This is a genomic window from Streptomyces netropsis (assembly GCF_014203545.1).
GTDB lineage: Bacteria > Actinomycetota > Actinomycetes > Streptomycetales > Streptomycetaceae > Streptomyces > Streptomyces netropsis.
Genome location: NZ_JACHJG010000016.1, coordinates 144,695 through 168,850 on the forward strand (window position 1 = coordinate 144,695; position 24,156 = coordinate 168,850).

At 70.2% G+C, this 24,156-nt stretch carries 19 protein-coding genes and 1 pseudogene; 11 read left to right on the plus strand and 9 right to left on the minus strand.

Features of this window, described 5'->3' with window-relative positions:
- The first annotated feature begins 619 nt into the window (after positions 1-619).
- Positions 620-3,358 carry a magnesium-translocating P-type ATPase gene (gene mgtA, locus FHS38_RS30135; RefSeq protein ID WP_184738943.1) on the plus strand — a complete coding sequence of 913 codons (2,739 nt, stop codon included), beginning with the start codon at positions 620-622 and terminating at the stop codon, positions 3,356-3,358.
- A 34-nt stretch (positions 3,359-3,392) separates the two neighbouring features.
- Positions 3,393-4,196 carry an MgtC/SapB family protein gene (locus tag FHS38_RS30140; protein WP_184738945.1) on the plus strand — a complete coding sequence of 268 codons (804 nt, stop codon included), beginning with the start codon at positions 3,393-3,395 and terminating at the stop codon, positions 4,194-4,196.
- Between the two features lie 28 nt (positions 4,197-4,224).
- Here the strand turns inward: FHS38_RS30140 and FHS38_RS30145 are convergent, their stop codons facing one another.
- Entirely contained in the window at positions 4,225-4,488 is a 264-nt protein-coding gene (locus FHS38_RS30145; protein ID WP_184738947.1) for a hypothetical protein, read from the minus strand.
- Between the two features lie 104 nt (positions 4,489-4,592).
- On the opposite strand from FHS38_RS30145, the gene FHS38_RS30150 reads away from it, so the two are divergent.
- Positions 4,593-4,991 (plus strand): hypothetical protein, encoded by a 399-nt coding sequence (locus tag FHS38_RS30150; RefSeq protein ID WP_184738949.1) that lies wholly within the window; start codon positions 4,593-4,595, stop codon positions 4,989-4,991.
- 484 nt (positions 4,992-5,475) lie between these two features.
- On the opposite strand, the gene FHS38_RS30155 is transcribed toward FHS38_RS30150, so the two are convergent.
- From FHS38_RS30155 to FHS38_RS30165, 3 genes are all read right to left on the minus strand, one after another.
- Complete coding sequence (locus FHS38_RS30155) at positions 5,476-6,042, minus strand: RDD family protein (protein WP_184738951.1); 567 nt, start codon at positions 6,040-6,042, stop codon at positions 5,476-5,478.
- 127 nt (positions 6,043-6,169) lie between these two features.
- Positions 6,170-6,937: a MerR family transcriptional regulator gene (locus tag FHS38_RS30160; RefSeq protein WP_184738953.1), complete on the minus strand. Its 768-nt coding sequence runs from the start codon at positions 6,935-6,937 to the stop codon at positions 6,170-6,172.
- 103 nt (positions 6,938-7,040) lie between these two features.
- Complete coding sequence (locus FHS38_RS30165; protein WP_184738955.1) at positions 7,041-8,723, minus strand: DUF885 domain-containing protein; 1,683 nt, start codon at positions 8,721-8,723, stop codon at positions 7,041-7,043.
- 145 nt (positions 8,724-8,868) lie between these two features.
- Here FHS38_RS30165 and FHS38_RS30170 point away from each other — a divergent pair, with 145 nt between their 5' ends.
- On the plus strand, positions 8,869-9,111 hold the full coding sequence (locus FHS38_RS30170; protein ID WP_229822808.1) for a hypothetical protein: 243 nt from the start codon (positions 8,869-8,871) through the stop codon (positions 9,109-9,111).
- A gap of 53 nt (positions 9,112-9,164) precedes the next feature.
- Here the strand turns inward: FHS38_RS30170 and FHS38_RS30175 are convergent.
- Positions 9,165-10,136 (minus strand): annotated as a pseudogene (locus tag FHS38_RS30175) (IS630 family transposase); the annotation flags it as partial.
- Between the two features lie 127 nt (positions 10,137-10,263).
- On the opposite strand from FHS38_RS30175, the gene FHS38_RS30180 reads away from it, so the two are divergent.
- From FHS38_RS30180 to FHS38_RS30195, 4 genes are all read left to right on the plus strand, one after another.
- Positions 10,264-10,878, plus strand: coding sequence for a DUF2975 domain-containing protein (locus FHS38_RS30180; RefSeq protein WP_184738959.1), 615 nt, complete (start codon positions 10,264-10,266; stop codon positions 10,876-10,878).
- Entirely contained in the window at positions 10,878-11,102 is a 225-nt protein-coding gene (locus FHS38_RS30185) for a helix-turn-helix domain-containing protein (protein ID WP_033269900.1), read from the plus strand. The genes FHS38_RS30180 and FHS38_RS30185 overlap by 1 nt, the downstream gene beginning before the upstream one ends.
- Before the next feature lie 490 nt (positions 11,103-11,592).
- On the plus strand, positions 11,593-15,429 hold the full coding sequence (locus FHS38_RS30190; RefSeq protein WP_184738961.1) for a polymorphic toxin-type HINT domain-containing protein: 3,837 nt from the start codon (positions 11,593-11,595) through the stop codon (positions 15,427-15,429).
- A complete protein-coding gene (locus FHS38_RS30195) occupies positions 15,411-15,785 on the plus strand; it encodes a hypothetical protein (protein WP_184738963.1) in 375 nt (124 codons plus the stop codon). The genes FHS38_RS30190 and FHS38_RS30195 overlap by 19 nt, the downstream gene beginning before the upstream one ends.
- Positions 15,786-15,871: 86 nt before the next feature.
- On the opposite strand, the gene FHS38_RS30200 is transcribed toward FHS38_RS30195, so the two are convergent.
- Complete coding sequence (locus tag FHS38_RS30200; protein ID WP_184738965.1) at positions 15,872-16,555, minus strand: hypothetical protein; 684 nt, start codon at positions 16,553-16,555, stop codon at positions 15,872-15,874.
- Between the two features lie 314 nt (positions 16,556-16,869).
- Here FHS38_RS30200 and FHS38_RS30205 point away from each other — a divergent pair, with 314 nt between their 5' ends.
- Positions 16,870-17,124 carry a LysR family transcriptional regulator gene (locus FHS38_RS30205; RefSeq protein ID WP_184738967.1) on the plus strand — a complete coding sequence of 85 codons (255 nt, stop codon included), beginning with the start codon at positions 16,870-16,872 and terminating at the stop codon, positions 17,122-17,124.
- 61 nt (positions 17,125-17,185) lie between these two features.
- Here the strand turns inward: FHS38_RS30205 and FHS38_RS30210 are convergent, their stop codons facing one another.
- The 3 genes from FHS38_RS30210 to FHS38_RS30220 are packed head-to-tail and all read right to left on the minus strand — an operon-like array spanning position 17,186 to position 21,466.
- Positions 17,186-17,644 (minus strand): nuclear transport factor 2 family protein, encoded by a 459-nt coding sequence (locus tag FHS38_RS30210; protein WP_184738969.1) that lies wholly within the window; start codon positions 17,642-17,644, stop codon positions 17,186-17,188.
- Between the two features lie 49 nt (positions 17,645-17,693).
- Complete coding sequence (locus tag FHS38_RS30215) at positions 17,694-18,617, minus strand: NAD-dependent epimerase/dehydratase family protein (RefSeq protein ID WP_184739030.1); 924 nt, start codon at positions 18,615-18,617, stop codon at positions 17,694-17,696.
- 5 nt (positions 18,618-18,622) lie between these two features.
- Positions 18,623-21,466 carry a non-ribosomal peptide synthetase gene (locus FHS38_RS30220; protein ID WP_184738971.1) on the minus strand — a complete coding sequence of 948 codons (2,844 nt, stop codon included), beginning with the start codon at positions 21,464-21,466 and terminating at the stop codon, positions 18,623-18,625.
- Between the two features lie 889 nt (positions 21,467-22,355).
- Between FHS38_RS30220 and FHS38_RS30225 the strand changes: the two genes are divergently transcribed.
- Together FHS38_RS30225 and FHS38_RS30230 are read left to right on the plus strand one after the other, a co-directional pair.
- Positions 22,356-23,108 carry a helix-turn-helix domain-containing protein gene (locus FHS38_RS30225; protein WP_184738973.1) on the plus strand — a complete coding sequence of 251 codons (753 nt, stop codon included), beginning with the start codon at positions 22,356-22,358 and terminating at the stop codon, positions 23,106-23,108.
- A gap of 146 nt (positions 23,109-23,254) precedes the next feature.
- The gene (locus FHS38_RS30230) at positions 23,255-24,076 is read left to right on the plus strand and encodes a helix-turn-helix domain-containing protein (RefSeq protein WP_229822806.1); all 822 of its coding nucleotides are present in this window, start codon (positions 23,255-23,257) and stop codon (positions 24,074-24,076) included.
- Positions 24,077-24,156 lie beyond the last annotated feature (80 nt).

Here is a 24,156-nt window from a genome sequence, read left to right on the forward strand (position 1 = left end):
CCTGCCCCAGGGGCGGCACCGGTCACCGCTACGGCGGCGGCCGATGCCGCCCTCTCGCATTCCCGGCCCATATCCCCGGAACGGGTGACCGGAATTTGCCCTCCTATTGCCTCCCCATGGACAGAACACCCGTCACGTATGGCAAGCTGGGTGTCGAAGGTGCCGCCCCGGCCGCAATTCGCGGGTATATCCGCCGCGGCACCCGCGCTGTGTCCGTACGAGCGAGGAGGTGATCGGGATGACCAGTCGGAGTCCCGAGGGAAGTCCTCGCCACAGCATGCCGTTCACGTCCCCGAACCGCTGACTTCGGTCCCGCTGATTCCAGCGCCGACCGTGCGGATCGGCCCGGCCGCCCGGGCCCTTCGGTGAACTGACGCCCTTCGGCCCTTGCCGCGGGCGCTGTCGCGTGGTAACTCCCCGACCGACCTTTCCGGCGCTTCGCCGTTCCCTTTTACCGGCGCTCCGGGGTAATTCCGCCCTGCCCTGCCGGAAATCCTTCCCGCGCATTCCGCTGCGCGTTTCACCCGCACTTATCCGTGCCACGGCCGGGCTGCGCCATGCCGCGAATTCGCCATGCCGCCATGCCGCCATGCCCGTGCGCCCGGAGAGAGGTTTCGGCATGACCAACAGCACCCTCACCCCCCAGAAGCTCGCACCGCCGGGCCGTACCCGCCGCGACCGCAAGGCCGCCGAACTCCAGGCCCGTACCCGCCTCGTCGGCGAGCGCCTCGCCGAGGTCAGCGGCCGCCCGGCCGCCCGGGTCCTGCAGGACGTTCACGCCACCGCCCAGGGGCTGCGGCACGACGAGGCCACCGACCGTCTGGAGCGGCACGGCGCCAACGTCGTCGCGCACGAGCGCGCGCCGCGCTGGTTCGTCCAGCTCGCGAAGGCCTACTGGAACCCCTTCATCCTCGTCCTCGTCGTCCTGGACGCCGTCATGCTCTGGCAGTGGCTCCAGGTGGCCGACGCGGAGCCCTTCGACCCCGGCATCGCCATCCTCGGCACGATGGTGCTGGTCAGCGGGCTGCTGCGGTTCTGGCAGGAGTACCGCTCGGGCCGCTCCGCCGCCGCCCTGCGGGCACTGGTCACCACCACCTGCGCCGTGGTGCGCAGGGCCGGCCGCGGCGACGCGCCGGCCACCGTCGAGATCCCCATGGACCAGGTCGTCCCCGGCGACGTCGTCCGCCTCGCGGCCGGTGACCTCGTCCCCGCCGACCTGCGGCTGCTGACGGCCAAGGACCTCATGGTCAGCCAGGCCGCGCTGTCCGGCGAGTCGCTGCCCGTCGCCAAGGCCGACACCCGGCTCCACGACTACGGCCAGAGCCTGACGAACGACCCGGTGGAGGCCGACAACCTCGTCCTGATGGGCACCTCCGTCACCTCCGGCGCGGCCACCGGCGTCGTCGTCGCGACCGGCCAGGACACCTACTTCGGCTCGATGGCCGGCTCCCTGGCCGGTGAGCGCCCGCAGACCAGCTTCGACACCGGCGTGCGCAAGGTCAGCTTCCTGCTGATCCGCTTCATGCTCGTCATGGTCCCCGTCGTCTTCGCCGTCAACGGCTTCACGAAGGGCGACTGGGACGAGGCCTTCATGTTCGCGCTCGCCGTCGCCGTCGGCCTCACCCCCGAGATGCTGCCCATGGTGGTCACCACCAACCTGGCGCGCGGCGCGGTCGCCATGTCCCGGCGCAAGGTCGTCGTCAAGCGGCTCAACGCCATCCAGAACCTCGGTGCCATGGACGTGCTGTGCACGGACAAGACGGGAACGCTGACCGAGGACCGCATCGTCCTCGACCGCTACCTCGACGTGCGCGGCCAGGAGGACGGCGAGGTCCTGGAGTACGCCTACCTCAACAGCCACTTCCAGACCGGGCTGCGCAACCTCATGGACCAGGCGGTCATCGACCGGGTGCTCGAGGCCGAGGAGGTTGTCGTCGACGCCCGCTTCACGAAGGTCGACGAGATCCCCTTCGACTTCGCGCGCCGAAGGATGTCCGTGGTCCTCAGCCGCAACGGCCTGGAGGCACCCGGCCGGGCCGCCGAGCACGTCCTCATCACCAAGGGCGCGGTCGAGGAAGTCCTCGCCCTGTGCACGCACATGACCGACGAGGGCAAGAAGGTGGAACTCACCCGTGAGCTGCGCCGCGAGGTGACCCGCACGGCCGAGGACAACAACCGGCAGGGCCTGCGCGTCCTCGCCGTCGCGACCCGCAGGCTCACCGCCGAGCGGACCGCCTACACCGTCGACGACGAGGCGGGCCTCACCCTCATCGGCTTCCTCGCCTTCCTCGACCCGCCGAAGGCCGACGCCGCGGCCGCTCTCCAGGCCCTCGCCGACAAGGGCGTCGCCGTCAAGGTCGTCACGGGCGACAACGAACTGGTCGCCGCCCGGGTCTGCGCCGACGTCGGCATCGACGTGGGAGTCGTCGTCACCGGCCGCGAGATCGACGGCACGGACGAGCCGGAGCTGCGCGCCCTGGTCCGCACGACCACGGTCTTCGCCAAGACCAACCCGGTCCAGAAGGCCCGCATCGTACGGGCGCTACAGGCCGAGGGCCACACCGTCGGCTTCCTCGGCGACGGCATCAACGACGCCGCCGCGCTGCGCGACGCCGACGTCGGCATCTCCGTCGACTCGGCCGTCGACATCGCCAAGGAGTCCGCGGACATCATCCTGCTGGAGAAGGACCTGATGGTCCTGGAGCAGGGCGTCGAGCAGGGCCGGACCACGTTCGGCAACACCATCAAGTACATCAAGATGACCGCCAGCTCGAACTTCGGCAACGTCTTCTCGGTGCTGGTCGCGAGCGCCTTCATCCCCTTCCAGCCGATGCTGGCGATCCACCTGCTGGTGCAGAACCTCGCGTACGACATCTCGCAGCTGGCCACGCCCTGGGACCGGATGGACCCCGAGTACCTGCGCAAGCCGCGCACCTGGGACGCCAAGGGCATCGCCCGGTTCATGCTCTGCGTCGGCCCGATCAGCTCCGTCTTCGACATCATCACCTTCCTGGTGATGTGGAACGTCTTCGGGGCGGACAGCGACGCACACCAGACGCTGTTCCAGTCCGGCTGGTTCATCGAGGGCCTGCTGTCCCAGACCCTGATCGTGCACATGATCCGCACCCGCAGGATCCCGTTCATCCAGTCCCGGGCCTCGGCCCCCGTGCTGGTCATGACCGGTCTGGTGATGGCGCTCGGCATCTTCCTGCCGTTCTCGCCGCTGGCGTCGGCGCTGTCGATGGAGCCGCTGCCCATGGGCTACTTCCCGTGGCTGATCGGGATCCTGCTGACGTACTGCGCGCTCACGCAGGTGGTGAAGACGTGGTACATCCGGCGGTTCAGCACCTGGCTCTGAGGAGCCGATAGGACAGTGAAGAGGAGGGTGGAACATGGTCATCGTCAACGAGTGGCACCTGGCGGCCAACATCGCGGCCGGACTGGGATTCGGCGCGATCATCGGCCTGGAGCGCCAGTGGCGCTCCCGGATGGCGGGGCTCCGTACGAACGCGCTGGTCGCGGCCGGATCCGCCCTCTTCGTGCTGCTCTCCCAGTACGGCTTCGCCGCCGCGACGAGCACCACGGGCTACGACGGCTCGCGGGTCGCCGCACAGATCGTCTCCGGCATCGGCTTCCTCGGCGCGGGCGTCATCATGCGTGACGGGCTGAGCGTCCGGGGCCTCAACACCGCGGCCACGCTGTGGTGTTCGGCCGCCGTCGGCGCCCTCGCCGGCACCGGCCTGTACGTGGTCGCGGGGCTCGGCACGGCGGGCGTCGTCGGCGCCAACACCCTGCTGCGCCCCCTGGCCCGCGGCCTCGACCGCACGCCGCGCGCCGGCGCGGAGGTGGCCACCGACTACTACTTCGAGGTGGTCTGTACCGAGCCCGAGGAGGCTCACGTCCGCACCCTCGTCGTCCAGTCCCTGGCCCGCCCCGGTTTCCGTCTCCGCTCCGTCCACAGCGTCGACGCGGAGGCCGCCGGGAAGGTCACCGTCGCCGCCGAACTCACCACCGAGCGCCACGACGACAGTCTCCTGGAGGAGGCGGTCAGCCGCCTCTCCCTGGAGCCGGCGGTGTCGGCGGTGAGCTGGACGGTCCTGCACGGCCCGGACGACTCGGACGAGCCGGACGAGCCGTCGGGCTACGAGAACGGCCGCCGGGGGCGGCGGGTGCGGGACTTCTTCACGGGGCGGTGAGGTGGGCGCGGCCGGTCGTTGCGGGTGGTCACACGCGCAACCGCGTAGCCTTCCCGGCCAGGCGTCGTCGAGCGGTGTCGAGTGCCTCGCACAGGTCGTCCGTGGAGGTGAGGGTCGTCGGCGCGTGGACGGTGTGCGGGATGATCCACAGGCGGTTGCCGAGGTATCTGCCCGGGGAAGGCGCGAGGAGTTCCCAGCCGGGAGGCTGCACGGTGACGCCACGCGTCCCGGCGAGGCGGTAGGCGGTGCCGAGGGGGAGCGGAAACCACACGGTCCGCTCGGCGCCGCTCATGAGGTACGGGCCGATGTGATCGCCGTCCGCCCTGAGTTGGGTGAGGGCGGCGCCCGCCAGGCCGAACGTGATCTGCGCGAAGTCCCACCGGGTGCCGACGGTGAGTGGTGTGGGCCGGGCGGCCTTCCAATGCGCTGTGGCGACCGCCGCCGGGCGGGCTGTGCGCCATCCACCAGCCCAACCTTCTCCCCCGCCTCGCCACGCCGGCCAAGCTGTTCGCGGCGGATTACTGGATCACGGCAGAAGCGGTCGACGGCAGCGACGAAGCCACCCTGTGGATCCTCGCCGATGACCAGAAGTCCTGGGCGTCGGTGGACTACGTGCCCGGCCACGACACCTTCACCGTCGAGCATTACGGGCCCCGAGGGCTGTGGGACGAGTTGGAATCGGCATTCCGGCTCTGGGAGCACCGCGGCCGACCAGATCGCGACCGGGCCGGTCTGACCATCACCGCCGAAGGACAGCACGTCTGGCTCGACACCCCGGACAACATCATCAACTGAGCCCTTCACGCAGCGTCTGGTTCTCCCCGGTACCGGGGAGAACCAGACGCTGCGTGTCATCGCCACCCGGGCGGCAGTCGACGGTGAGTTCCTGGAACTTCCAGCACTGGAGGCGGCGTCCGGGCGCCCGGTGCGGAGCGACTGGCGGCGGGCGGGTGAGGAGAAGCGGAACCCACCGGCGGACGCGGTCGTCGTGGTGGCGATGACGATGAACACGGCCAGCAAGTGGGCGGCCGGGATCGCCGGCACCTACGCTCTCGAGCTGGGCTGCCCGTGGTCGCCCTGCCGTTCTGGCCGACGGCTCTGGACACCCACCCGGCGACTCGGCGCTCGGTGAAGACACTGCGTGGCGCCGGGGTGCGTGTGCTCCACGGCGAGGGGGAGTGGCAGCCCCACGCACCTGGGACGGGGGGCGAGCGGCGGCACCTTGCACTGGACGTTCTCTCGCCACAGGAGAGGTGAGGCCGCGACGCGATCAGTCAGATCAGCGCAGGTCCTTGCTGCGTACGTTCCGCAGCCCGCACGCGTCCTCGTACAGTTCGCCCTCCGCGCCGAACAGACTCCACAGCGGCTGCAGCGGGAGCCAGGTCAGGCCGAGAAGCCAGCGTCCCACCGCCTGCCAGAAGTGCGGCCGTCCGGCGTCGGCCTCGCGCACCACGCGCGTCACGAGCAGGAACTTGCCCACGGTCGTCCGGAATATCACGGCACCCAGCACGTGGTGGACGAAGGACACTCCGAAGAAGCACGCGGCGACGTACGCCCAGTAGATGCCGACGGTCTTGTCGTCCGCCAGCTGGTGGGCGAGGCCGAAGCCGGCGAAGAGCGTGATGGCCCCGTCGATCGTCGCGGAGAGCATGCGGCGTTCATCACTGATCGGCTCGGGGACGACGGGAGACTGCGGATACGGCTGCGGGTGCGGCTGAGCGTACGGGTGCGGATACGCGTGCGGCTGAGCGTACGGGTCGGGCTGAGCGTACGGGTGCGGCTGTGCGTACGGTGGCTGGGGAGCGTACGGCTGGTGCGGGTGCTGCTGGTGCTGGTAGTCGATCACGGGGGGCCATCCTGCCGTACGACTGTGACAGCTGATTCTCAGGTTGATACCCGGGATGTATCGAAGGCGCACGTGGCGCCGGGCGCTGCGGTCCCCCGTTCTGCAGCCCCCGGCGGCGTGTGGTCGGTCAGTTCAGCCGGGCGTCGGCGTAGGCGGTCATCGCGTCACGCTGGTAGACGGCCAGCCCGTCGGCGATCTTGTCGTAATTCGCACGGAACCGCGGGTCGTCGACATACGTCTGGCCCAGACCCTTGTACCCGCACGCGTTCGGGGTCCAGAAGCGGCAGATGCCCTGGTAGTGGGCGTCCACTTCGGCCTGCACCGCGGGATCGGTGACCGGTGTGCCGGCCACCATGAACTCCGCCAGGCGGATCATCTGCGCCGTCACCTCCCGCTGCCACCGCTCCGTGTCCTCGTCGGTCATCGTCTCGACGGCCTGCCGGGACTCCGCCCAGGCCTCGGGCCACCGCTCCCGTACCTCGGCATCTTCCTCGGCGGAAGAGGGCTCGAAGCCCTCGAAAAGGTTCTCCGGCCTGTTGATCTTCGTCATGGCGTTGTTGTCCTTGCCTTCCTCCAGTTCGGCGATGGTGCGGCCGACCGTGCGGGCGAGCGTCTCCAGCCGGTTCCGCTCCGCCAGCAGCCGCTGGTGGTGCTCGCGGAGCACGGCCACCTGGTCGACCTGGCTCTCCAGGACCGCCCGGATCTCGCGCAGTCCCAGGTCCAGCTCCCGCATCAGCAGGATCTGCTGCAGCCGCAGCAGATCGGCCTCCTCGTAGTAGCGGTGCCCGTTGCTCCCGATCCACGCCGGCGGCAGCAGGCCGATCTCGTCGTAGTGCCGCAGCGTCCGGGACGTCACCCCGGACATCCGGGCCACATCCGCGATCGACCAGGCCATAGCCCTGCTCCTCCATCGCCGGGCCGGTCTCTCCGGCCCCACACGAAGACCGTAGAAGTTGACGCAACGGCAACCGCAAGCCGCAATCGGCGCCGGCCGGGCCTCAGAGCCGGGACAGCTCGTCCACCAGGTCGTCGAGGCCCAGCGGGCCCTGGGACAGGGCCGCCATGTGCCAGGCCTTGAGGTCGAAGGACGCCCCCCGCGCCGCGCGGGCGTTCTCCCGGCCGCGCAGCCACGCGCGCTCACCCAGCTTGTAGCCGATGGCCTGCGCCGGCAGGGAGAGGTAGCGGGTCAGCTCGCTCTCCACGAACGCCGCGGGGCGGCTGCTGTGCCGGCCGAAGAAGTCCTGGGCCAGCTCCGGGGTCCAGCGCTCGCCCGGGTGGAAGGGCGAGTCCGCCGGGATCCGCAGTTCCAGGTGCATGCCGATGTCCACGACGACGCGGCACGCGCGCATCATCTGCGCGTCCAGACAGCCGAGTCGGCGCTCCGGGTCCGGCAGGAATCCCAGCTCGTCCATGAGCCGCTCCGCGTACAGCGCCCAGCCCTCCAGGTTGGCGCTGACCTTGCCGATCGTCGCCTGGTAGCGGGAGAGGCGGTCGGCGACGTGCACCCACTGGGCGATCTGGAGGTGATGGCCGGGCACGCCCTCGTGGTACCAGGTGGACACCAGGTCGTAGACGGGGAAACGGGTCGCGCCCATGGTCGGCAGCCAGGTGCGGCCGGGGCGGGAGAAGTCCTCCGACGGGCCGGTGTAGTACGGGGCGGCGGCCGAGCCCGCGGGGGCGATACGGGACTCCACCACCCTGAGCGGGGCGGCGAGTTCGAAGTGGGTGCCGTCCAGCGCCTCGATCGCCTCGTCCATCAGCTTCTGCAGCCAGAGGCGGGTCTCCTCGACGCCCTCGATGTGGCTGCCGTGCGCGTCGAGGTGCGCCAGCGCCTCCCAGGGGCCCGCGCCGGGCAGGATCTTGCCCGCCTCGGTCTTCATCTCGGCGAGCAGCCGGTGGTATTCGGACCAGCCGTACGCGTACGCCTCGTCCAGATCGAGGTCGGTGCCGTTGAAGTAGCGTGCCCAGCGGGCGTACCGCTCCCGTCCCACGGTGTCCGGGGCGCCCTCGATCGCCGGGGCGTAGACGTCCCGCATCCAGTCGCGCAGCCCGGCCACCGCGGCCGTGGCCTTGGCGGCGGCGTCGTCGAGTTCACGGCGCAGGGGGTCCGGCCCCGCCGCGGCGAACTCCTGGAACCAGCCGCGCCCCTCGTCCACCCACTCCGTCAACTGCCCGACGACGGTCCGTGTCGCGCGCGGTCCGCCCGGCAGCTTCCGGTCGAGGCCGAGGGCCAGCGACTCCCGGTACCCGGCGAGGGCCCCGGGCACGGCTCGCAGCCGCGCGGCCACGGCCGACCAGTCCTCCTCGGTCTCCGTCGGGGTGACCGTGAAGATCTTCCGCACGCTGTGCACGGGTGAGCTGAGATTGCTGACCGACCGCAGCCCCTCCTCGGCCTCGTGCACGGCGAGCTGCGCCGTGAGCCGCTCCCGCAACAGCCGCCCGCACCGGCGCTCCACATCCCGCTCGGCGCCCGGCAGCCGTTCCGCGTCGGCGAGTCGGCTCAGCGTCGCGCGGGAGAGATCGGCGAGGGCCTCCTGGCCGGCGGGGGAGAAGTCAGGGAGCCGTGGGGAGCTCTCCCGAACTCCCAGGTAGGTGCCGGTGATCGGGTCGAGGGCGATGAGGGCGTCGACGTGGGCGTCGGCCACCTGGCGGGGCAGCGCGCCGTTGGAGGTCTCTGGCATGCGGACATCCTGGTACGGGCGGAGGGCCGGCGTCACTGGGGCCGATGGCCCCGGTAGATTCTGGAACAAGTGCGCAGTGGTGATCCGAGATGTCGCCGGACAAGTCAGTGACGGCTCTCAGAGGGTACTGATGGGAGCCCAGTCGATGAACGTTGAGCAGCTCATGGAGCAGTTGGGCCGCGCTGGTGTCAGCGTGCTCGTCAAGGTGGACGACGTGCGAATGACGGAGGGCCGCCAGCCCTGGACCGTGGTGATGACGGGGGCGGTGCTCGGTGAGGACGAGTATGTGCATGTCGAGGCATCCACTCTCGACGAGTGCCTGAAGAAGGCCATCGGCCGTCTGCAGGCCTGCCCTGGTGAATGGGATTGGGTGACGGAACTCCTGTAGCCCGCACTGCGCGGTTTCCCGCGCCGACAGGTGTCGCGGTCCCTAGTGCCGCATCAGGCAACGTTCGCCCTGTTCACGACCTCGCGGAGCCGTTCGTCGGTGGCGTGCTTGTTCCGCCAGATGATGTAGCGGCGGATCATGCTTCCCTGCTCCTTGTGGCTGGTGTGGTCGGTGCCGTCCAGGGTGAAGTAGCGAAGGGCGGTGAACTGGGCCTCGATGCGGTTCAGCCAGGAGCTGTTGGTCGGGGTACAGGCGAACTCAACGTTGTTGGCCTCGGCCCAGTCGCCGACCCGGGTGTCCTTCTTCGTGGTCAGGTGCGGGGAGAAGTTGTCGAGCACGATGGCGATGCGGGTCGTCGGCGGGTAGAGGCTGCGCAGGTAGCGGCAGAACTCCAAGAACCTCGTCCGGGTCTTCTTCGGCTTGATGTGGCCGTAGAGCTTGTCCCGGGCCAGGTCGTAGGCGGCGAACAGGTGCCGGACCCCGTGCGGGCGGGTGTAGGTCGCTCGCCTGCGGGGCCTCGATTCCCGGTCGGGGTCCTGGTGCTCCCCTCCACGCTCGGCCCATTGCCTCCCGGGGTGGGGCTGGAGGTTGAGCGGACCGAACTCGTCCAGGCATAAGACGACTTCAGGATCACCCACCTCGGGTACGACCTCACCGTCGGCAATCGCGTAGAGGTGCTCGACGCGGGCCTTCTTGGCTGCATGGTCCGGGTCGCGGGAGGTCTTCCAGGTCTTCACGCGTTGAAACGAGACGCCCTCCTCGCGGAGCAGGATCCGAAGGCCCTCGTGGCTGATGTCGTCGACCACCCCCTCGGCGACCAGGAAGGCAGCCAGCTTGGCCAGACTCCAGATCGAGAACGGCAGGCCGTGCTCGACCGGCCTGGACCTGGCGATTTTCTTGATCTCCCGGCGTTCCGGGAGAGTGAAGGTCTTGGGCCGGCCGCCCTTGTACTTCGGGTAGAGCGCCCCGAAGCCGTCGGCATTGAAGTTGTGGATCACGTCCCGGACCCGGTCCACGCTGACCAGCGCCCAGATGGCACGTCACACCACGACAGAGGCTTCCAAGTGGGGCGTTGCCCACCTTGACAGCACCATATCGTTTATCGATAGCATCGAATAACGATATGACGTCGCCTGAGTGGGAGGCATTCACGTGCTCGACGCATCGACCTGGTGGTCGCGGGTCAACAATCATGTGCTGGAGTCGGCGCTGGGACTGGCGTTGCTGCTGGTGGGCCTGTTCAAGGTCTTACTGCCGGTCCTCGGGGTTGTCGGCCCGCTCGCGCTCGCGAGCACCACCCGCACGGTCGGCATTGACGCCGACGTGCCCCTACCCGACACGACGGCTTCCGGGGCGGTGACACTGCGGGCGGCCGGCCGGGCCGAGCTGGTCTTCCACAGCCCGGGCTTCGGGGATCGGCTGCTGCTGATCCTGCCCGGTCTGGTCGGCGCGGTCCTGCTGCTCGTGATCTTCGATGTCCTCATCCGCCTGGCCCGCACCTTTCACGCAGGGGACTTCTTCGTCCCGAGGAACGCGCGCCGCCTGCTCGTCGTCTCCGGGCTGGTTTTCCTGATCGGCACGCTCCCCCCTGCTCTGGACGTTCTGACCACGCATCTCCTGGTCGACGGCACGCCGGTGGGGCAGGTCGTCCACACCCCTTACTCCCTCGACATGGTGGCGGTGTTCGGGGCCTTGCTGATCGCAGCGGCGGCTGCAGCGTTCCGTCAGGGTGCGCGTCTGCGCGAGGACGTAGAGGGCTTGGTCTGATGCCGCCGGAGGACCCGCACGAGATCCGCTGTCACCTTGACCGGCTTCTGGCCGACCGCAGCATGACCCTGGCTGAGCTCGCCGATCGCGTCGGAGTGACGGTTGCGAACCTGTCGATCCTGAAGAACGACCGTGCCAAGGCGATCCGCTTCAGCACTTTGAGCGCGATCTGCCGCGAGCTCCACTGCCAACCCGCAGACGTCCTCACATTCGGCACCCAGTGAGGACAAGCGGCGCGTCACGAAGCGACAGGGCAAAGGCTCTCTGACGCGGCACTAGGAGGCCCACCGGAAAAATTTCGGTGGGCCGAATCCCGCGTAGCGCGATGCGCCTCGCAGGCTTCCCCGTCATAGGTAATGGCGAGATAAAGGCGGGCGGCGATAGCCTACCAGTTACCCGAACTTTGCCAGGAGTTGACTGAATTCCGGCTGTCATAAGGCCTGGAATCGCAGGCCGTACCCCCGGTAGTGATGGATGTGGGCATGACATAAGCCCATTTTCGGAGCCTTGCATTCCGCTCACTCCGGCCTCAAGTAAGGCCCCGCATAAGGCCACATGACGGTCAATCAGCGGGGTTATGCTCACCACGCGCCGATGAGTTTCGGCCATCAACTGACAAGAACGGTCAACGTGGTGAGAAGAAAGCCCTATCGGGCGAGACCCGGGGGAAAGCAGGGGCTCTGCACGCGCGCGGTGTGCCTGAGTGTGCTGCCCATGGCTCTCGTGGCGAGCCTGCTCGGAACGAGTACCGCCTTTGCGGCGGAAGAGCCCGACCAGCCGACCGATCGCGGTCGCGTCCTGGAATTGTGGAAGTCGGGCGGGCCCGGTGTCACGGCCGCCGCGGAGGCGGCCCTCATGGGCACCGACGAGGACGTGAAGCGGTTCCTCGGCAGCGAGAAGGAAATCGCCGAACTCCACGACGACCGCATCTACACGATGCAGCTCTTCACCGTCGGCGGTCGCGGGGTGCGCGAGGCCGCGAAGAAGGCGCTCGCCGGGTCCCGCGAGGATCTGACGGACTTCCTGAAGGACGGGTGGCGGGAGCCGCTCGAGCAGGACCAGCGGGTGCGGACCACGCAGATCGGCAGCGCCGGTGGCAGCGGTGTCCAGGACGCGGCGAAGGCCGCGCTCGGCGGCACGAGCGGCGACATCCGCGAGTTCCTCAGCGAGAACCAGTACACCGCCCGGGAGCAGGACGACCGGGTGCAGCTCATGCAGATCATGAGCGCCTCCGGCCCGGCGACCAAGGAAGCCGCGAAGGTCGCGCTGAACGGCTCGGCCGAGGACATCCGGGAGTTCCTGGAGACGGGCCAGCACGTGTCCCGCGCCCGGGACCAGGAGCGGGCCACCGTCGCGCAGTTGGCCGAGCAGGCCACGCAGGCGGGCAGGACGGCCAAGCGGGAGACCGAGGCGGCCAAGGAGGCCTCGGAGCGGGCGGTGGCCGCGTCGAAGCTCGCCAAGGAGGCGGCGCAGAAGGCCGCCGGCGAGACCGAGGAGGCGAAGAAGGACTCCAAGCGCGCGGCGAACGCCGCGGGCCGTGCCGCGGACGCGGCGGCGGGTGCCGCCGAGGCCGCGCAGGAGGCCATCAGCGCCGCCCGGGCGGCGAACAGCTCGGCCCGAATAGCGGCGAGCGCCGCGTCGCAGGCGGCGTCCGCCGCCGCCGGTGCGGCCGAGGCCGCCTCGCGTGCTCGCGGTGCGGCATCCGCCGCCGCGACGGACGCCGGTCAGGCCGCCGCCGCCCGCAAGGCGGCGGAGGACGCCCGTAACGCGGCGAAGGGCGCGCGGCTCGCGGCGCAGGCCGCCGTGCAGGCGGGCACCGCCGCGACGGCGGCGGGCGAGGCGGCCTCGGCCGCGGCCAGTGCCGGTGCCAACGCCGAGGCCGCCGCCGGTGCGGCCGCCCAGGCCGGCGGCTTCGCCGACCAGGCCGGCGCCCAGTCCGCGCGGGCCAAGTCGGCCGCCGCGTCGGCCAGGCGCCACGCGCGTGAGGCGACCCGCGCGGCCGGTGCCGCCAAGTCGCTGGCCGACGAGGCCGCCTCCGCCGCGTACCAGGCGCGGGACGCGGCCAACTCGGCCGCCGACCACGCCGACGCGGCGGCAGCGGCCGCCGACGAGGCCGCGAAGCACGCCGGTGACGCGGTGAAGGCCGCGCAGGAGTCGACGACCCACGCCGAGGCCGCCAAGAAGGCCGCGGACGCGTCGTCGGCGGCGGTCGAGAAGGCCGGCAAGGTCCACGAGCTGGCGGCGAAGATCGAGGCAGAGAACCTCAAGTCCCGCACCGCGGGCGCCATCGAGCAGGCCAAGGACCTCAAGGCGAGCGACGAGGAGCGGAAGGCCAAGTCCGCCGACGCGGCCAAGGAGACCAAGGAACTCGACGACGAGGCCGCACGCCTCGCCGCCGAAGCGGCCGAGCCGGGCACGGACCTCAAGGACGTCGCCGGCAAGGGCCGCAAGGTGGCGCTCCTGGCGATGAAGGTCCGCGGCCCGTGGAGCCGCGCGGCCGCGGCGACCGCCCTGGGCGGGACGGACGACGTCGTCCGTGACTACGTGCGCACCGACTGGAACGCCGCCGCCCAGCAGGACGAGCGCGCCCGGGTCGAGGTCCTCGCGGACCAGGCCGACTCGGAAGCCGTGCGCACGGCGGCGGAGGAGGCCCTCAAGGGCGATGCCGCGAAGATCACGGAGTTCCTGCGGACGGGCCAGCACAAGGCCGCCGCGGACGACTACCGGGTGCGGGTGGTGCAGATAGCCAACGGCACCGACCGGGGCATCCAGGAGGCTGCCAAGGCCGCGCTGAAGGACGGGTCGACGGACAAGCTCCGTGAGTTCCTCAACACCGGGCAGTACTCCGCCCGGGAGGCCGACGAGCGGGTCCGTGCCGTCCAGCTGGCGACCACCGGTGGCGCCGAGGTCAAGGCGGCGGCCCAGGTCGCCCTCGCCGGACCGGTCGAGGTGCTGCACGGCTTCATCCAGGCCGGCCAGTACAAGGCGGCCCGCAAGGACCAGCTCACCGCCACCCACGTGGCGGAGGTGAAGCGGATCATCGCCGAGGCCTCCGGGGTGGCGGCGACGGCCCAGCAGAACGCGGCGGAAGCCGCCCGTGTGGCCGCCATCGCCCGCAAGGCCGCGGAAGAGGCCAAGGGCTACGCGAAGCAGGCCGAGGAGTCGGCCAACCAGGCCAAGGGTTACGCGGAGCAGGCCCGCACCTCGGCCAAGCAGGCGGAATCCTCGGCCGCCGACGCGGCCAGGTCCGCCCGGACCGCCCGTGACGCCGCCGCGGCGGCTCGCCGCGACGCCCGTAACGCCGACGACTCCGCCAGCCGCGCCGGGGCCTCGGCGATGTGGGCCCGTTCGTCCGCCGACCAGGCCTACGCCGCGTCGAGCCAGGCACGTGCCTCCGCCGTGGCGGCGGGCAAGGACTCCGCCGCGGCCGGCAAGGCCGCCCAGGAGGCCTTCGCGATCGCCGTCGCCAAGCAGCGCGCGGAGGACGAGGCCAAGCGACGCGACGAGGAGGCCCGCAAGAAGCGGATCGAGCTCCAGAAGAAGGAGCAGGCCCGCCGCGAGGCCGAGGAGAAGAAGAAGGCGGGCCGCTGGGGCTGGCTGCGCGAAGGCGGGCACTTCCTGCTCGACGTCGCCGGTGCCGTGCCCGGCCTGGGCACGGTGACCAACGGCATCAACTGCGCCTGGTACGCGGCCGAGGGCGACTACGTCAACGCCGGCATGTCCTGCCTCGCGGCCATCCCCGTCGCCGGATCCGCGGCGTCCGCGGCCAAGCTCGCCAAGTACGGCGAGAAGGGCCTCAGCTTCATCAGGGGCGGCCAGAAGGCCTGCAAGGTGCCCAACAGCTTCACCCCGGAGACCCCGGTGGTGATGGCGGGCGGCACGACCAAGCCGATCAAGAACGTCCGGATCGGTGACAAGGTGCTGGCCACCGACCCCGACACGGGCCGGACCGTGGCGAAGCCGGTGTACAACACCATCGTCGGCACGGGCCGGAAGCAGCTGGTCGAGCTCACCGTCGACACCGACGGTGACAAGGGCGGGGCCACCGGCACCATCACGGCGACCAAGGGCCACCCCTTCTGGGTCCAGGACAAGCGCAGCTGGGTCAACGCCGGTGACCTCAAGCCGGGAGCGCTGCTGCGCACACCGGCCGGCACGTCGGTGAAGGTTGCGTCGACCCGTGCCTGGGTCGCGGAACAGCAGGTCTTCAACCTTTCCGTCAGCGACATCCACACCTACTACGCGGTGGCCGGCAACGCCCCGGTCCTCGTCCACAACTGCAACGTCCCGCTGACGAACATCCACCCGCCGGAGTCCCTCTCCCCGGCGTCACTGAAGTTCTGGGGCGACCAGTCCACGGACGACATCGTCCACTCCCTGCGGCCGGGAGCCCACGAGGCGCTGCGCGTGACCCCGGAAGGAGCCGTGCACAACGGCAACACGCGGCTGACCGTCCTGAAGGAGCGCGGCTACGATGTCGACTCGCTTCCCCGGGAGCGGTACGAGAAGACGGGCATGACCGACGAGGAGATGTGGGCGATGGAGCAGTGAACGTACGGGCGCAAGTCCGGTCGATCCTCGCGTCCGAGGCCAGGGAGACCTTCCTGCTGGCCCTCGGCCACCGGCTCGGCACCTCGACCCGCCTGGTCTTCGTCGAGGAGGGTCCGGAGCGCCTGCGGGCCGCCCGGGCCTGCAACGAGATGATGATCGTCGTCTGGTCGCAGCTCTGGGCCACCCGGGCACCGGAGACCGCGTCGGGGTACCCGGACGCGGAGTTCCTCCCGGTCCTGCTGGAGAAGGCGGACGCCGGTGACGCGCGTCCGTATCTGCGGGACGCCCTCGAGAGCACCCTCGTCCACCTCCGCGGCTCGGGCGCCTGGTCCGAGCCGGACGGGGCGGGACAGTAGAACGACCCACCCCGAGGCGTGGCCACGCGGGTGTGCGAAAGCCCCGCCGAGCACCTGCTCGGCGGGGCTTTCGGCTGCGGGCCAGGTCAGGAGCAGCTGCGCACCCAGTTCCAGCCGATGAAGCTGTGCCGGAGCTGCACGTCGAAGGTGCAGGCGGACGTGCCGTCCGCGCGCAGCTCGACCGACGTGTCGTGGGAGTTGGCGTACCAGGCGCCCGTCACGTCGAAGATGCCCTTGTAGCCGAAGTCGGCGTGGGCCTTCGTGGTGGAGGTCGCGCAGTCCTTCAGGCAGTCCTCGCTCTGGCTGGGCGTCTTCAGCGACCAGCCGGCGTCCCACGGCTCCCGGTTCCAGCCGTGCGTGACCGTCGTCTTGGCGTCCGTGATGCGGCCGCCCGCGGTGTTCCACTCCGAGGTGCTGTACAGACCGGTCATCCGGATCTTGCAGCAGTCGAACATCTCGGAAGCGGACTTCACCTGGTGGCGCTGTCCGTCCGCGGCGGCCAGCTTCTGCTGCCGGGCGGCGGCCGGGGCAGGGGTGTACTGCACCGTGCCGAGCTGCGGCTTGCAGTCGGGGCCTATGGTCACCACCTGGCTGACCGTCGTGCCGGCCGGCGGGGCCGGCAGCTCGCCGGTGAGCTGAAGGCTTCCGCAGTCCTTCGAGGTGTCCCGGGAGGGCGTGTCGGCCGCGGCGGCGGAGGTGGCGGTGAGCGGCATCAGACCGGCCGCGAGCGCGGCGGCGACGGTGGTGAGGACGGACAGCTTCTTGCGCATTTCTCATACCCTTCGTGAATTCCTGGGGGAGCGTAACCAGGGGGGAGCGGGGCGAGTTGTGGATCTTCGACGGTTGGCAGGAAGATGACATCCCCGGCCCCGGCGCGGGTGGCGCCGTCGGTTCGTCCGGGAGCGTTCGCAGCCTCCTGCGGCGTGCGGCGGGCCCTCGGTGGGTGCCGTGCAGCTTCCTGCACCGCCCATTGCCCCGCTGTCCCGCCGTCCGTTGGTATGGGCTGCATCTCGACAGTCCGGCTCACGGGGAACCGGAATTCAGCGCGGCCGGTCGCGGCCCACTGGAGAAGTAGGGGGCAAACATGCTCGAGCGGGAGCTCCGCGCTTTCATCTCCACCGCGGAGATCGGGCGGATGGACAGGGCGGCGAAGATGCTGGGGTATTCACAGCCCGCCGTCAGCTATCAGATCAGGTGCCTGGAGCAGACACTGGGCGCCAAGCTGTTCGTCCGGGGCTCGGCCGGCGCCCGGCTGACGGCCGAAGGCCGCATGATCCTGCCGTCGGCGCGGGCCGTGCTCACGCTCATCGACAGCATGAAGGACGTGTGCGAGGTCTGAGGAACGGGTGCCGCCATACCAGGAGGGCCGCCGCCGATCACATCGGCGGCGGCCCTCTTCGTCAGGCGGCGGCGGATGCCACCAGGTCGTCCACCAGCTCGTCCACCGTAGGGCCCTCGGCCCGGATCAGCCGGTGGAACAGCACGGTGTCGAAGACGTCCTCCATCCGGACGGCCCGGCCGTCGCGCAGCGTCCAGGAGTGGATGAAGTCGAGCGTCTCGGTGTGACCGGTGACCGAGGTGACCTGCCGGACGCCGAACACCACCACCCGGTCGCCGGACTCGATGAACTCCTGGGGCTCCAGTCGCATGCCGCCCAGCACCAGGGGAACCCGTGCCAGGAACTGCTTGACGCCGGCGTGGCCCGACTTGGTGCCGCCCAGGCCGAACTCGGCCATCCCCAGCGGATGCACCCACTCGATCTCGGGGTCCAGGGCTTCCAGCAGTGCCTCCAGGTCCCGGGTGCGGAAGGCACGGTACGCGGCGTGGATCACTTCGAGGTTGTCGGTGTGACGAGGCATGTCAGGGTCCTTCCTCAGCTTGCGGTCAGCAGCTCGTGGTCAGCGCTTGTCAGCGGCTCATGTGGTCGGGGTACAGGGCTTCGAGGGTGCGGCGGATACCGTCCCGCCAGGTCACCTCGCACGGCCCGGTCAGGGCGCGGCGCAGGGTGGGGTCGAACTGGTAGGTCTCCCGGGTGACGTCGCTCGGCACCAGCTGCGCCGGCACCCCGGTGAGCTCCTCGATGTAACGCACGCAGTCGGTGATCCCGACGGACTCGTCGCCGCCCCAGTTGACCAGGGTGGAGGGTACCGACGCGGCGTCCCACAGCCGCGGGACCTGGGCGACCAGGTCGTCGGTGTACAGCAGGGAACACCAGTTCTGACCCGTGCGGGGCACCGCGATCGGCTCGCCGGCCAGCATCCGCTTGAAGTACAGCATCGGCACCCCGCCGTAACCGCCCGGGCCGTACGCGATGTTGAGCCGGGCGATGGTGGTGGGCAGTCCGAGCACCCGGGCGAAGGCCCGTACCGCGCCCTCGGTCGCGATCTTGCCGACCGGGTACGCGGGCAGCCAGTCGGCCACCCCGTCCACCGGGTCGGACTCGGTGTACCGGTGGTCCAGGGTCTGCCGGGCGTAGAGGGCTCCCGTGGAGACGTAGAGGAACGCCTCCGCGGTACGGCAGTGCGTCATCAGCCGGCCGGCCGCGACGGAGTTGACCTCGAAGGCCGCGTTGAAGTCACCGTCCTCGCCGCGGCGCACGGCCGAGTGGATGACGTGGGTGAAGTCCTCGGGCAGACCCTTCAGCGCGTGCTCGCCGGTGTCGTCCATGTCCCAGCGCCAGGTGGTGATGCCCCGCTCGCGCAGCTCCCGCTCCACGCCCGGGGTGCCGAACCGGCCCAGGCACCACACGTCGTTCTCCGCGGCCAGTGCCTCGGCCACCGGCCGGGCTACCTGCCCCGTGCCCCCGGTGACCAGGATCTTCTTGCCCGTCATGCCCGTCACGCCGTTCCCCCTTCGCCATCGCCCAGGGCACGGTCGAGCTCGCGGCGCAGGATCGCCTGGAACGCGGCCACGTGCCGTGGGCCCATCAATGTGTAGTGCTCGCCGGGTACGTCGATGTAGCGGGCCGTACCCGTGGTGTGTTCGTCCCAGCGGTGGAGTTCGTCGCGCAGCCAGTCCTCCTTGGTGCCGCGCAGCGGGACGGCGTAGAAGACCGACATCGAGCGGACCGTGCCGCTGGGCTGATAGGTGCGCCCGAGGTCGGTGAGGCCGTCGGCCAGTTCGGCCCATGCGCCGAACTTCGCCACGTCCAGGTCGAGTTCGGCCAGCCGTCGCTTCGGCGCCAGGTCGATGATGCGTGCGAGCTGCTCCTCGCGGGGCAGGCCCCGGAGCCGGCCGGGCAGCTCCAGCGACTGCTTCTTGTCGATCAGGGCGAGGAAGAACGCCAGGTTGGCCGCGGTCTCGACGAAGTCGAGCTCCTCCATGCGGTATTTGATGTGGGGCGGCAGATTGAAGCTGCCGACGAAGTCCACGCGCTCGCCCTCGGACTCCAGGACCTTGGCGATCTCGAAGGCCACCGCCCCGCCGTAGGAGTACCCGGCGACGGCGTACGGGCCGTGCGGTTGCCTGCTCCTGATGGCCGCCACATAGGTGTCGACCATCTCCTCGAAGGAGGCGAACGGCTTCTCGTGCTCGTTGAACCCGCGGGCGCGCAGGGCGTAGAACGGCCGGTCGCCCACGAAGTACTTCGCGAGGTTGACGAAGACCAGCACCTCGCCGACCCCCGGGTGCACACAGAACAGCGGTGTCTTGTCGCCGCCGGTCTGCAGGGGCACGATCGGGTCGTACGCCTGCCCGTCGGGCCCACCGCGCTGCGCGAGCCGGGCGGCCAGCGCGCGGACCGTGGGTGCCGTGAGGAGCGTGATGACCTCCAGGCCCGTCACCCCGAGCCGCCGGGCCACCTGGTTGCGGAGCCGCAGGATGTCCAGGGAGGTCCCGCCGAGGTCGAAGAAGCTCGCCGTGACGCTGATGCGCGACGGCTCGGTGTCGAACATCTCGGCGTAGATCTCCGTCAGGACCCGCTCGGTCTCGCCCTCGGGCGCGGTGTAGCCGCCGAGTCGGCGCAGCGTGAGGTCGGCGACGCGTTCGACGACCGCGTCGTACCGTCCGTCCTCCAGTCGCCGGCGCATCACCGCGCGCTGCGTCTTGCCCAGGCTGGTCTTCGGGAAGGCGGCCTTGGGCAGCGGGAGGACGAGGGCGGGACGGAAGCCCCAGTGCATCACCACGGTGCTGCGCACCGCGGTCAGGACGCGGTGGAGCGCGGCCTCGTCGTCGGCGGGGGTCTCGCAGTGGAAGGCGATCACCAGCTGCTCGGTGTCGCTGCCGGCCGGGCGGATCGGGAACGCGGCGACGTACGACCTCGCGACTCCCTCGAGCTGTTCCAGCTCGGTCTCGATCTCGTGGCTGAAGTAGTTGACTCCGTTGACGATGACGCAGTCCTTGCTCCGCCCGACGAGGCTGAGCCGCCCCTCGTCGATCCGCCCGAGGTCGCCGCTGCGGAACCAGCCGTCGGCGGTGAATGCGTCGGCGGTGGCCCGGACGTCGTTGTAGTAGCCAGGGGTGATCATGGGCCCGGACAGCTGGAGTTCACCGATCTCGCCCTCGGGCAGGGCGCGGTCCCGCTCGTCCGCGACCCGGATGCGCAGGCCCTCGACGGGGGTGCCCAGATTGGCGAACTCCCGGCCCCGGTCGGCGGCGGGGAAGCGGAGGGAGTAGATGCTGCCGGCGCACGTCTCGGTCATCCCGAACGCGGGCCACAGCGTGTCGGGTGCGAGGCCGAGGGGCGCGAAGCGGGTGAGGAACGCCTCGCCGGTCGCGCGGGGGACGGCCTCGCCGCCGCTGATGACGTGCCGCAGGCACGACAGGTCGAGCGGCTCCTCGGTGATCTGGCCCGCGGCCGCGTTGAGCATCCCCAGAAGGAAGTTGGGGGTGAACGTCATGGTGACGCCGTGGTGGGAGACGAGCCGCAGGAACTCGGCGGGTTCGCCGACGACGACCCCGGGTTCGACGTGCAGCTGGCGGCTCCCGGCGTACAGCGGCAGCAGATGGCACTCCATCAGCGCCGCCACATGGTCGAAGGAGACCCAGTTCAGTGTGGTGTCCGTGGCGGCGAGCCGGTGGTAGCCGTTCTTGCCGGCCATGGACGTCAGCAGATTGGCGTGCGTGAGCCGCACCGCCTTGGAGTTGCCGGTGGAGCCGGAGGTCAGCATGAGCACCGCGGTGTCCTGCGGCTCCGCCTCGTGGAACCGCTCCGCGGGCTCCTCCCCGTAGAGGGAGGTGAGGGTGATGGCGGTGATGTCCGCGGCCTGCGGGAGCTCGGCGTGCAGCGACTCGCCGGCGATCAGCAGCGGCCGGCCCAGGAGGGCGTCGACATGGGCCAGTTGGGCGGCCCAGCGCTCCGGGTCGCCGACGAGGGGGGCCATGGGGCAGGGCACGAAACCACCGAGCACACAGGCCCAGAAGGCGGTGAGGAATTCCTGCGGCCGGTCCAGCAGCAGGACCACGTTCTGCCGCGGGCGCACCCCCCGGGCACGCAGCGCGGTGAGGACGCGGCGGGCCTGGTCCAGCAGTTCCGGGTACGTCTGGAAGTGCGACGGGGCGGCGGCGCCACCCAGGCAGTGGCGCAGTCCGGAATCGGGATGCTCGCGGGCGGCCCGCAGGAGGAGGTCCGCGATGGAGCGGGTGTCCGTGGGCCCGCTGTCCCCGGTCGTGGGGCATGCGGCCGCGAGGTATGCGGTCACGGCGGTTTCGGGCACGGCGGTTTCGAGCGCGAGGATGGCCATGGTGTTATCCAATTGCCTTTTCTCTGGGTTCACATGGATGTAGTGCGCAAGATGGGCATTACGGGGGCCGGTGGCCAGAAGAGGCGGGCCGGCCGATGGGCCTCAGATCAGGCGCGCCATCGACTGTGAAAGGCAATTCCATGCCACGCGTCGGGTATACAGATATGCGGACACACTCATCCCCCCGGAGTGAATGTTGTCGAGTTCGGATCGAATAGGGCTTCGAGCCGAGTGGAAGCTATCACGCGTTTTCGCTGCCGCTACACGTTGCTTGAAAGCAGAATTATGTACGCGCTCGTGATCGTTCAACGGTGACGCGGTCGCTGCGGCTGTGGTTCCCGTGTTGCGTGTGATGCCCATGTGCAGCTTGTGGTCACACGGTGACCGTAGTTCGGTGGCGGGGTGACACGCGGGGCGATGGCCAGTAGAGGACAGCCGGGCTACGGACTGTGACCGAGGTGTGATTTAGAGTACGGAAACCGGAAAGATTTAATTCCGGTTGCCTCGGAAGAGGTGCAGCTTGCTGACAACGGGCGGCCCCGATCCCGACCGCTTCGAGAATGGGAATGAACCCGCACCGGTGCCCGCTCACGTCCGCCCGGCAGGATTCCCCCGCGTTGACCGGCCGGATGGGGAGAACTATCGTTTCGGTGATCAACTGCGTTCCTTGCGTGTCCGGGCGGGCCCGGCGACAATGGGGGACGCGCGCCGACCAGCCGGTTTGTTGTGACTGCGGTGGGGTCACCGGATCCGTAATTGGTCGGGCCGGGTGGCTGTGTCGGCCAACAGGGTTCGGCAATCGGGGGTACGGGAAATGGCTGGTACGCCGGTCGGTCCAGCAGGGGCCGACGGAACGGATCGGGCGAGCCAGGGGGATCACGCCACGCGCGTGGAGCAGGCCCTGCTGGAAGCCGACGCCTTGATCGAATCCACACTTTCCCTGCACCAGGAGCGGTTCGAGGCCCCGGTGCTGCTCTCGCGGCTGGACAGCAGCCTCATCGCGGACGCGGTGGACCAGTTCCTCGACGGCGTGCGGCACTCGGTGAGCGTCACCGTGACCGGGGCCGGAGCGTTCGTGGAAGCGGTCGCGAAGGCGCTCGCGGAGCGCGCCCCGGACGGTACCGCCCACAGTGGCTCCGGATTCCCGCCACGGGTCGTGGTGCGGATGCTCTGGGCAGCGAACGCCGTGCCCGAACTGCTCGCCCTGGCCGATCAAGTGCGTGGCGTACGGATGGAAATCCGGGTGGCCGAGGGGGAGATGCGCGAGCTGCTCGTCGTCGACGGAGCCGTGGCGCTCGTGCACTCCAAGGCCGCGATCCCCGACGGGCACGCCGCCATCGTGAAGGACCCCGCCGCGGTTCGAGCACTTGAACTTCTTTTCGCGGGCGCCTGGTCCGGAGCCCGCCCGCTCTCCGTGCACCTCGGGCTGGGCACCCGGCTGCGTACCGACATGGCGCGCAGGATCCTCGAGAAGCTCCGCGCCGGCTACACCGACGAGGAGGCTGCGGGCGAGGTGGGCGTCTCCTTGCGCACCTACCGTCGCCATGTCGCGGAAATCATGCGTGAACTCGACGCGACCTCACGCTTCCAGGCGGGTGTACGGGCCGTGGAACTGGGGCTGTTGCCGGACAGAACCGTCTAGGCGCGTACCGGCGCGATCGAACGAGCGGGCACACTCGGGCCACAGACCGATCAACTACGGGGGGATGGCGGACACATGCCACTGGACAGAAGCCGACACGGCGCGAGACGCGGCAGCCGCATGCGTCCGGTGAGCGCGGGATGCCGATGAGCGCGCGTGGAGCCGGTGAAGGCGACCTCGAGCACGCACTCCGCGAGATCCGGGCGTTGATCGAGACGGCCGTCACCCAGCACCGCAGCCAGCTGACCGGCAGTCGGCTGATCGACACGGTCGACGGCGGATACGGCGAGATCCTCGACACGGCCCAGGAGCTGATCAACGGCGCCGTGGAGAGCGTGGACATCATCCACGGCCGCAGCGTCGGACACGAGGGCCACCCTCGGGAGGCCGAACGCGACCTGCTCTCCGACGCCCCCGACGCCGTCCGGGTGCGGCTGCTGAGCTCCCCCGCCCTGTTGGACGAGTACTTCGTCCGCGAGCAGGCCGGACGTGACCGGCCGGTGTCCATCAGGGTGGCCGGGCTGCCCCCGATCCAGGCGCTGATCGTCGACGGGTCCCGCGGCCTGGTCGTCGCCGAGTCCGCGCTCGGACGGCGGGCCTCGGTCGTCCAGGCGCCGGAGATCCTCCACGCGCTGCACACCCTGGTCGAGGGCGTGTGGCGGGGAGCGGTGCCGGTGAACGACCGCATCTTCTTCGGCGACCAGTCCCGGGCCGACCTCGCCCGGCAGATCCTCGGAGCGCTGCGCGCCGGTGTGACTGACGAGGTGGCCGCCAGGGAGCTGACCGTCTCCGTCCGCACCTACCGGCGCTACGTCGCCGAGATCATGACGCTGCTGGGCGCCCGCTCCCGGTTCCAGGCAGGCGTACGGGCAGCGGAGCTGAGGCTGCTGCCGCCGTCCTGGACGACCGGCCCCTCGGGTCCCGGGCCGGGACGGCCGACGCCGCCCACGTATGTGGCAGCTTCCTGAACGGGCCGTTGCCGATACCCCCGCACGCACAGTTCCATGGGATGTGAGGAAGGCATTTCACCCCACAGGGAATGCCTCTT

Excerpts from the sequence above, each read along its gene's own strand:
- mgtA (WP_184738943.1), top strand. The coding sequence starts at position 620 with ATGACCAACAGCACCCTCACCCCCCAGAAGCTCGCACCGCCGGGCCGT.
- FHS38_RS30140 (WP_184738945.1), top strand. The coding sequence starts at position 3,393 with ATGGTCATCGTCAACGAGTGGCACCTGGCGGCCAACATCGCGGCCGGA.
- FHS38_RS30145 (WP_184738947.1), bottom strand. The coding sequence starts at position 4,488 with ATGAGCGGCGCCGAGCGGACCGTGTGGTTTCCGCTCCCCCTCGGCACC.
- FHS38_RS30160 (WP_184738953.1), bottom strand. The coding sequence starts at position 6,937 with ATGGCCTGGTCGATCGCGGATGTGGCCCGGATGTCCGGGGTGACGTCC.
- FHS38_RS30165 (WP_184738955.1), bottom strand. The coding sequence starts at position 8,723 with ATGCCAGAGACCTCCAACGGCGCGCTGCCCCGCCAGGTGGCCGACGCC.
- FHS38_RS30170 (WP_229822808.1), top strand. The coding sequence starts at position 8,869 with ATGAACGTTGAGCAGCTCATGGAGCAGTTGGGCCGCGCTGGTGTCAGC.
- FHS38_RS30185 (WP_033269900.1), top strand. The coding sequence starts at position 10,878 with ATGCCGCCGGAGGACCCGCACGAGATCCGCTGTCACCTTGACCGGCTT.
- FHS38_RS30190 (WP_184738961.1), top strand. The coding sequence starts at position 11,593 with ATGGCTCTCGTGGCGAGCCTGCTCGGAACGAGTACCGCCTTTGCGGCG.
- FHS38_RS30200 (WP_184738965.1), bottom strand. The coding sequence starts at position 16,555 with ATGCGCAAGAAGCTGTCCGTCCTCACCACCGTCGCCGCCGCGCTCGCG.
- FHS38_RS30205 (WP_184738967.1), top strand. The coding sequence starts at position 16,870 with ATGCTCGAGCGGGAGCTCCGCGCTTTCATCTCCACCGCGGAGATCGGG.
- FHS38_RS30210 (WP_184738969.1), bottom strand. The coding sequence starts at position 17,644 with ATGCCTCGTCACACCGACAACCTCGAAGTGATCCACGCCGCGTACCGT.
- FHS38_RS30215 (WP_184739030.1), bottom strand. The coding sequence starts at position 18,617 with ATGACGGGCAAGAAGATCCTGGTCACCGGGGGCACGGGGCAGGTAGCC.
- FHS38_RS30220 (WP_184738971.1), bottom strand. The coding sequence starts at position 21,466 with ATGGCCATCCTCGCGCTCGAAACCGCCGTGCCCGAAACCGCCGTGACC.
- FHS38_RS30230 (WP_229822806.1), top strand. The coding sequence starts at position 23,255 with ATGAGCGCGCGTGGAGCCGGTGAAGGCGACCTCGAGCACGCACTCCGC.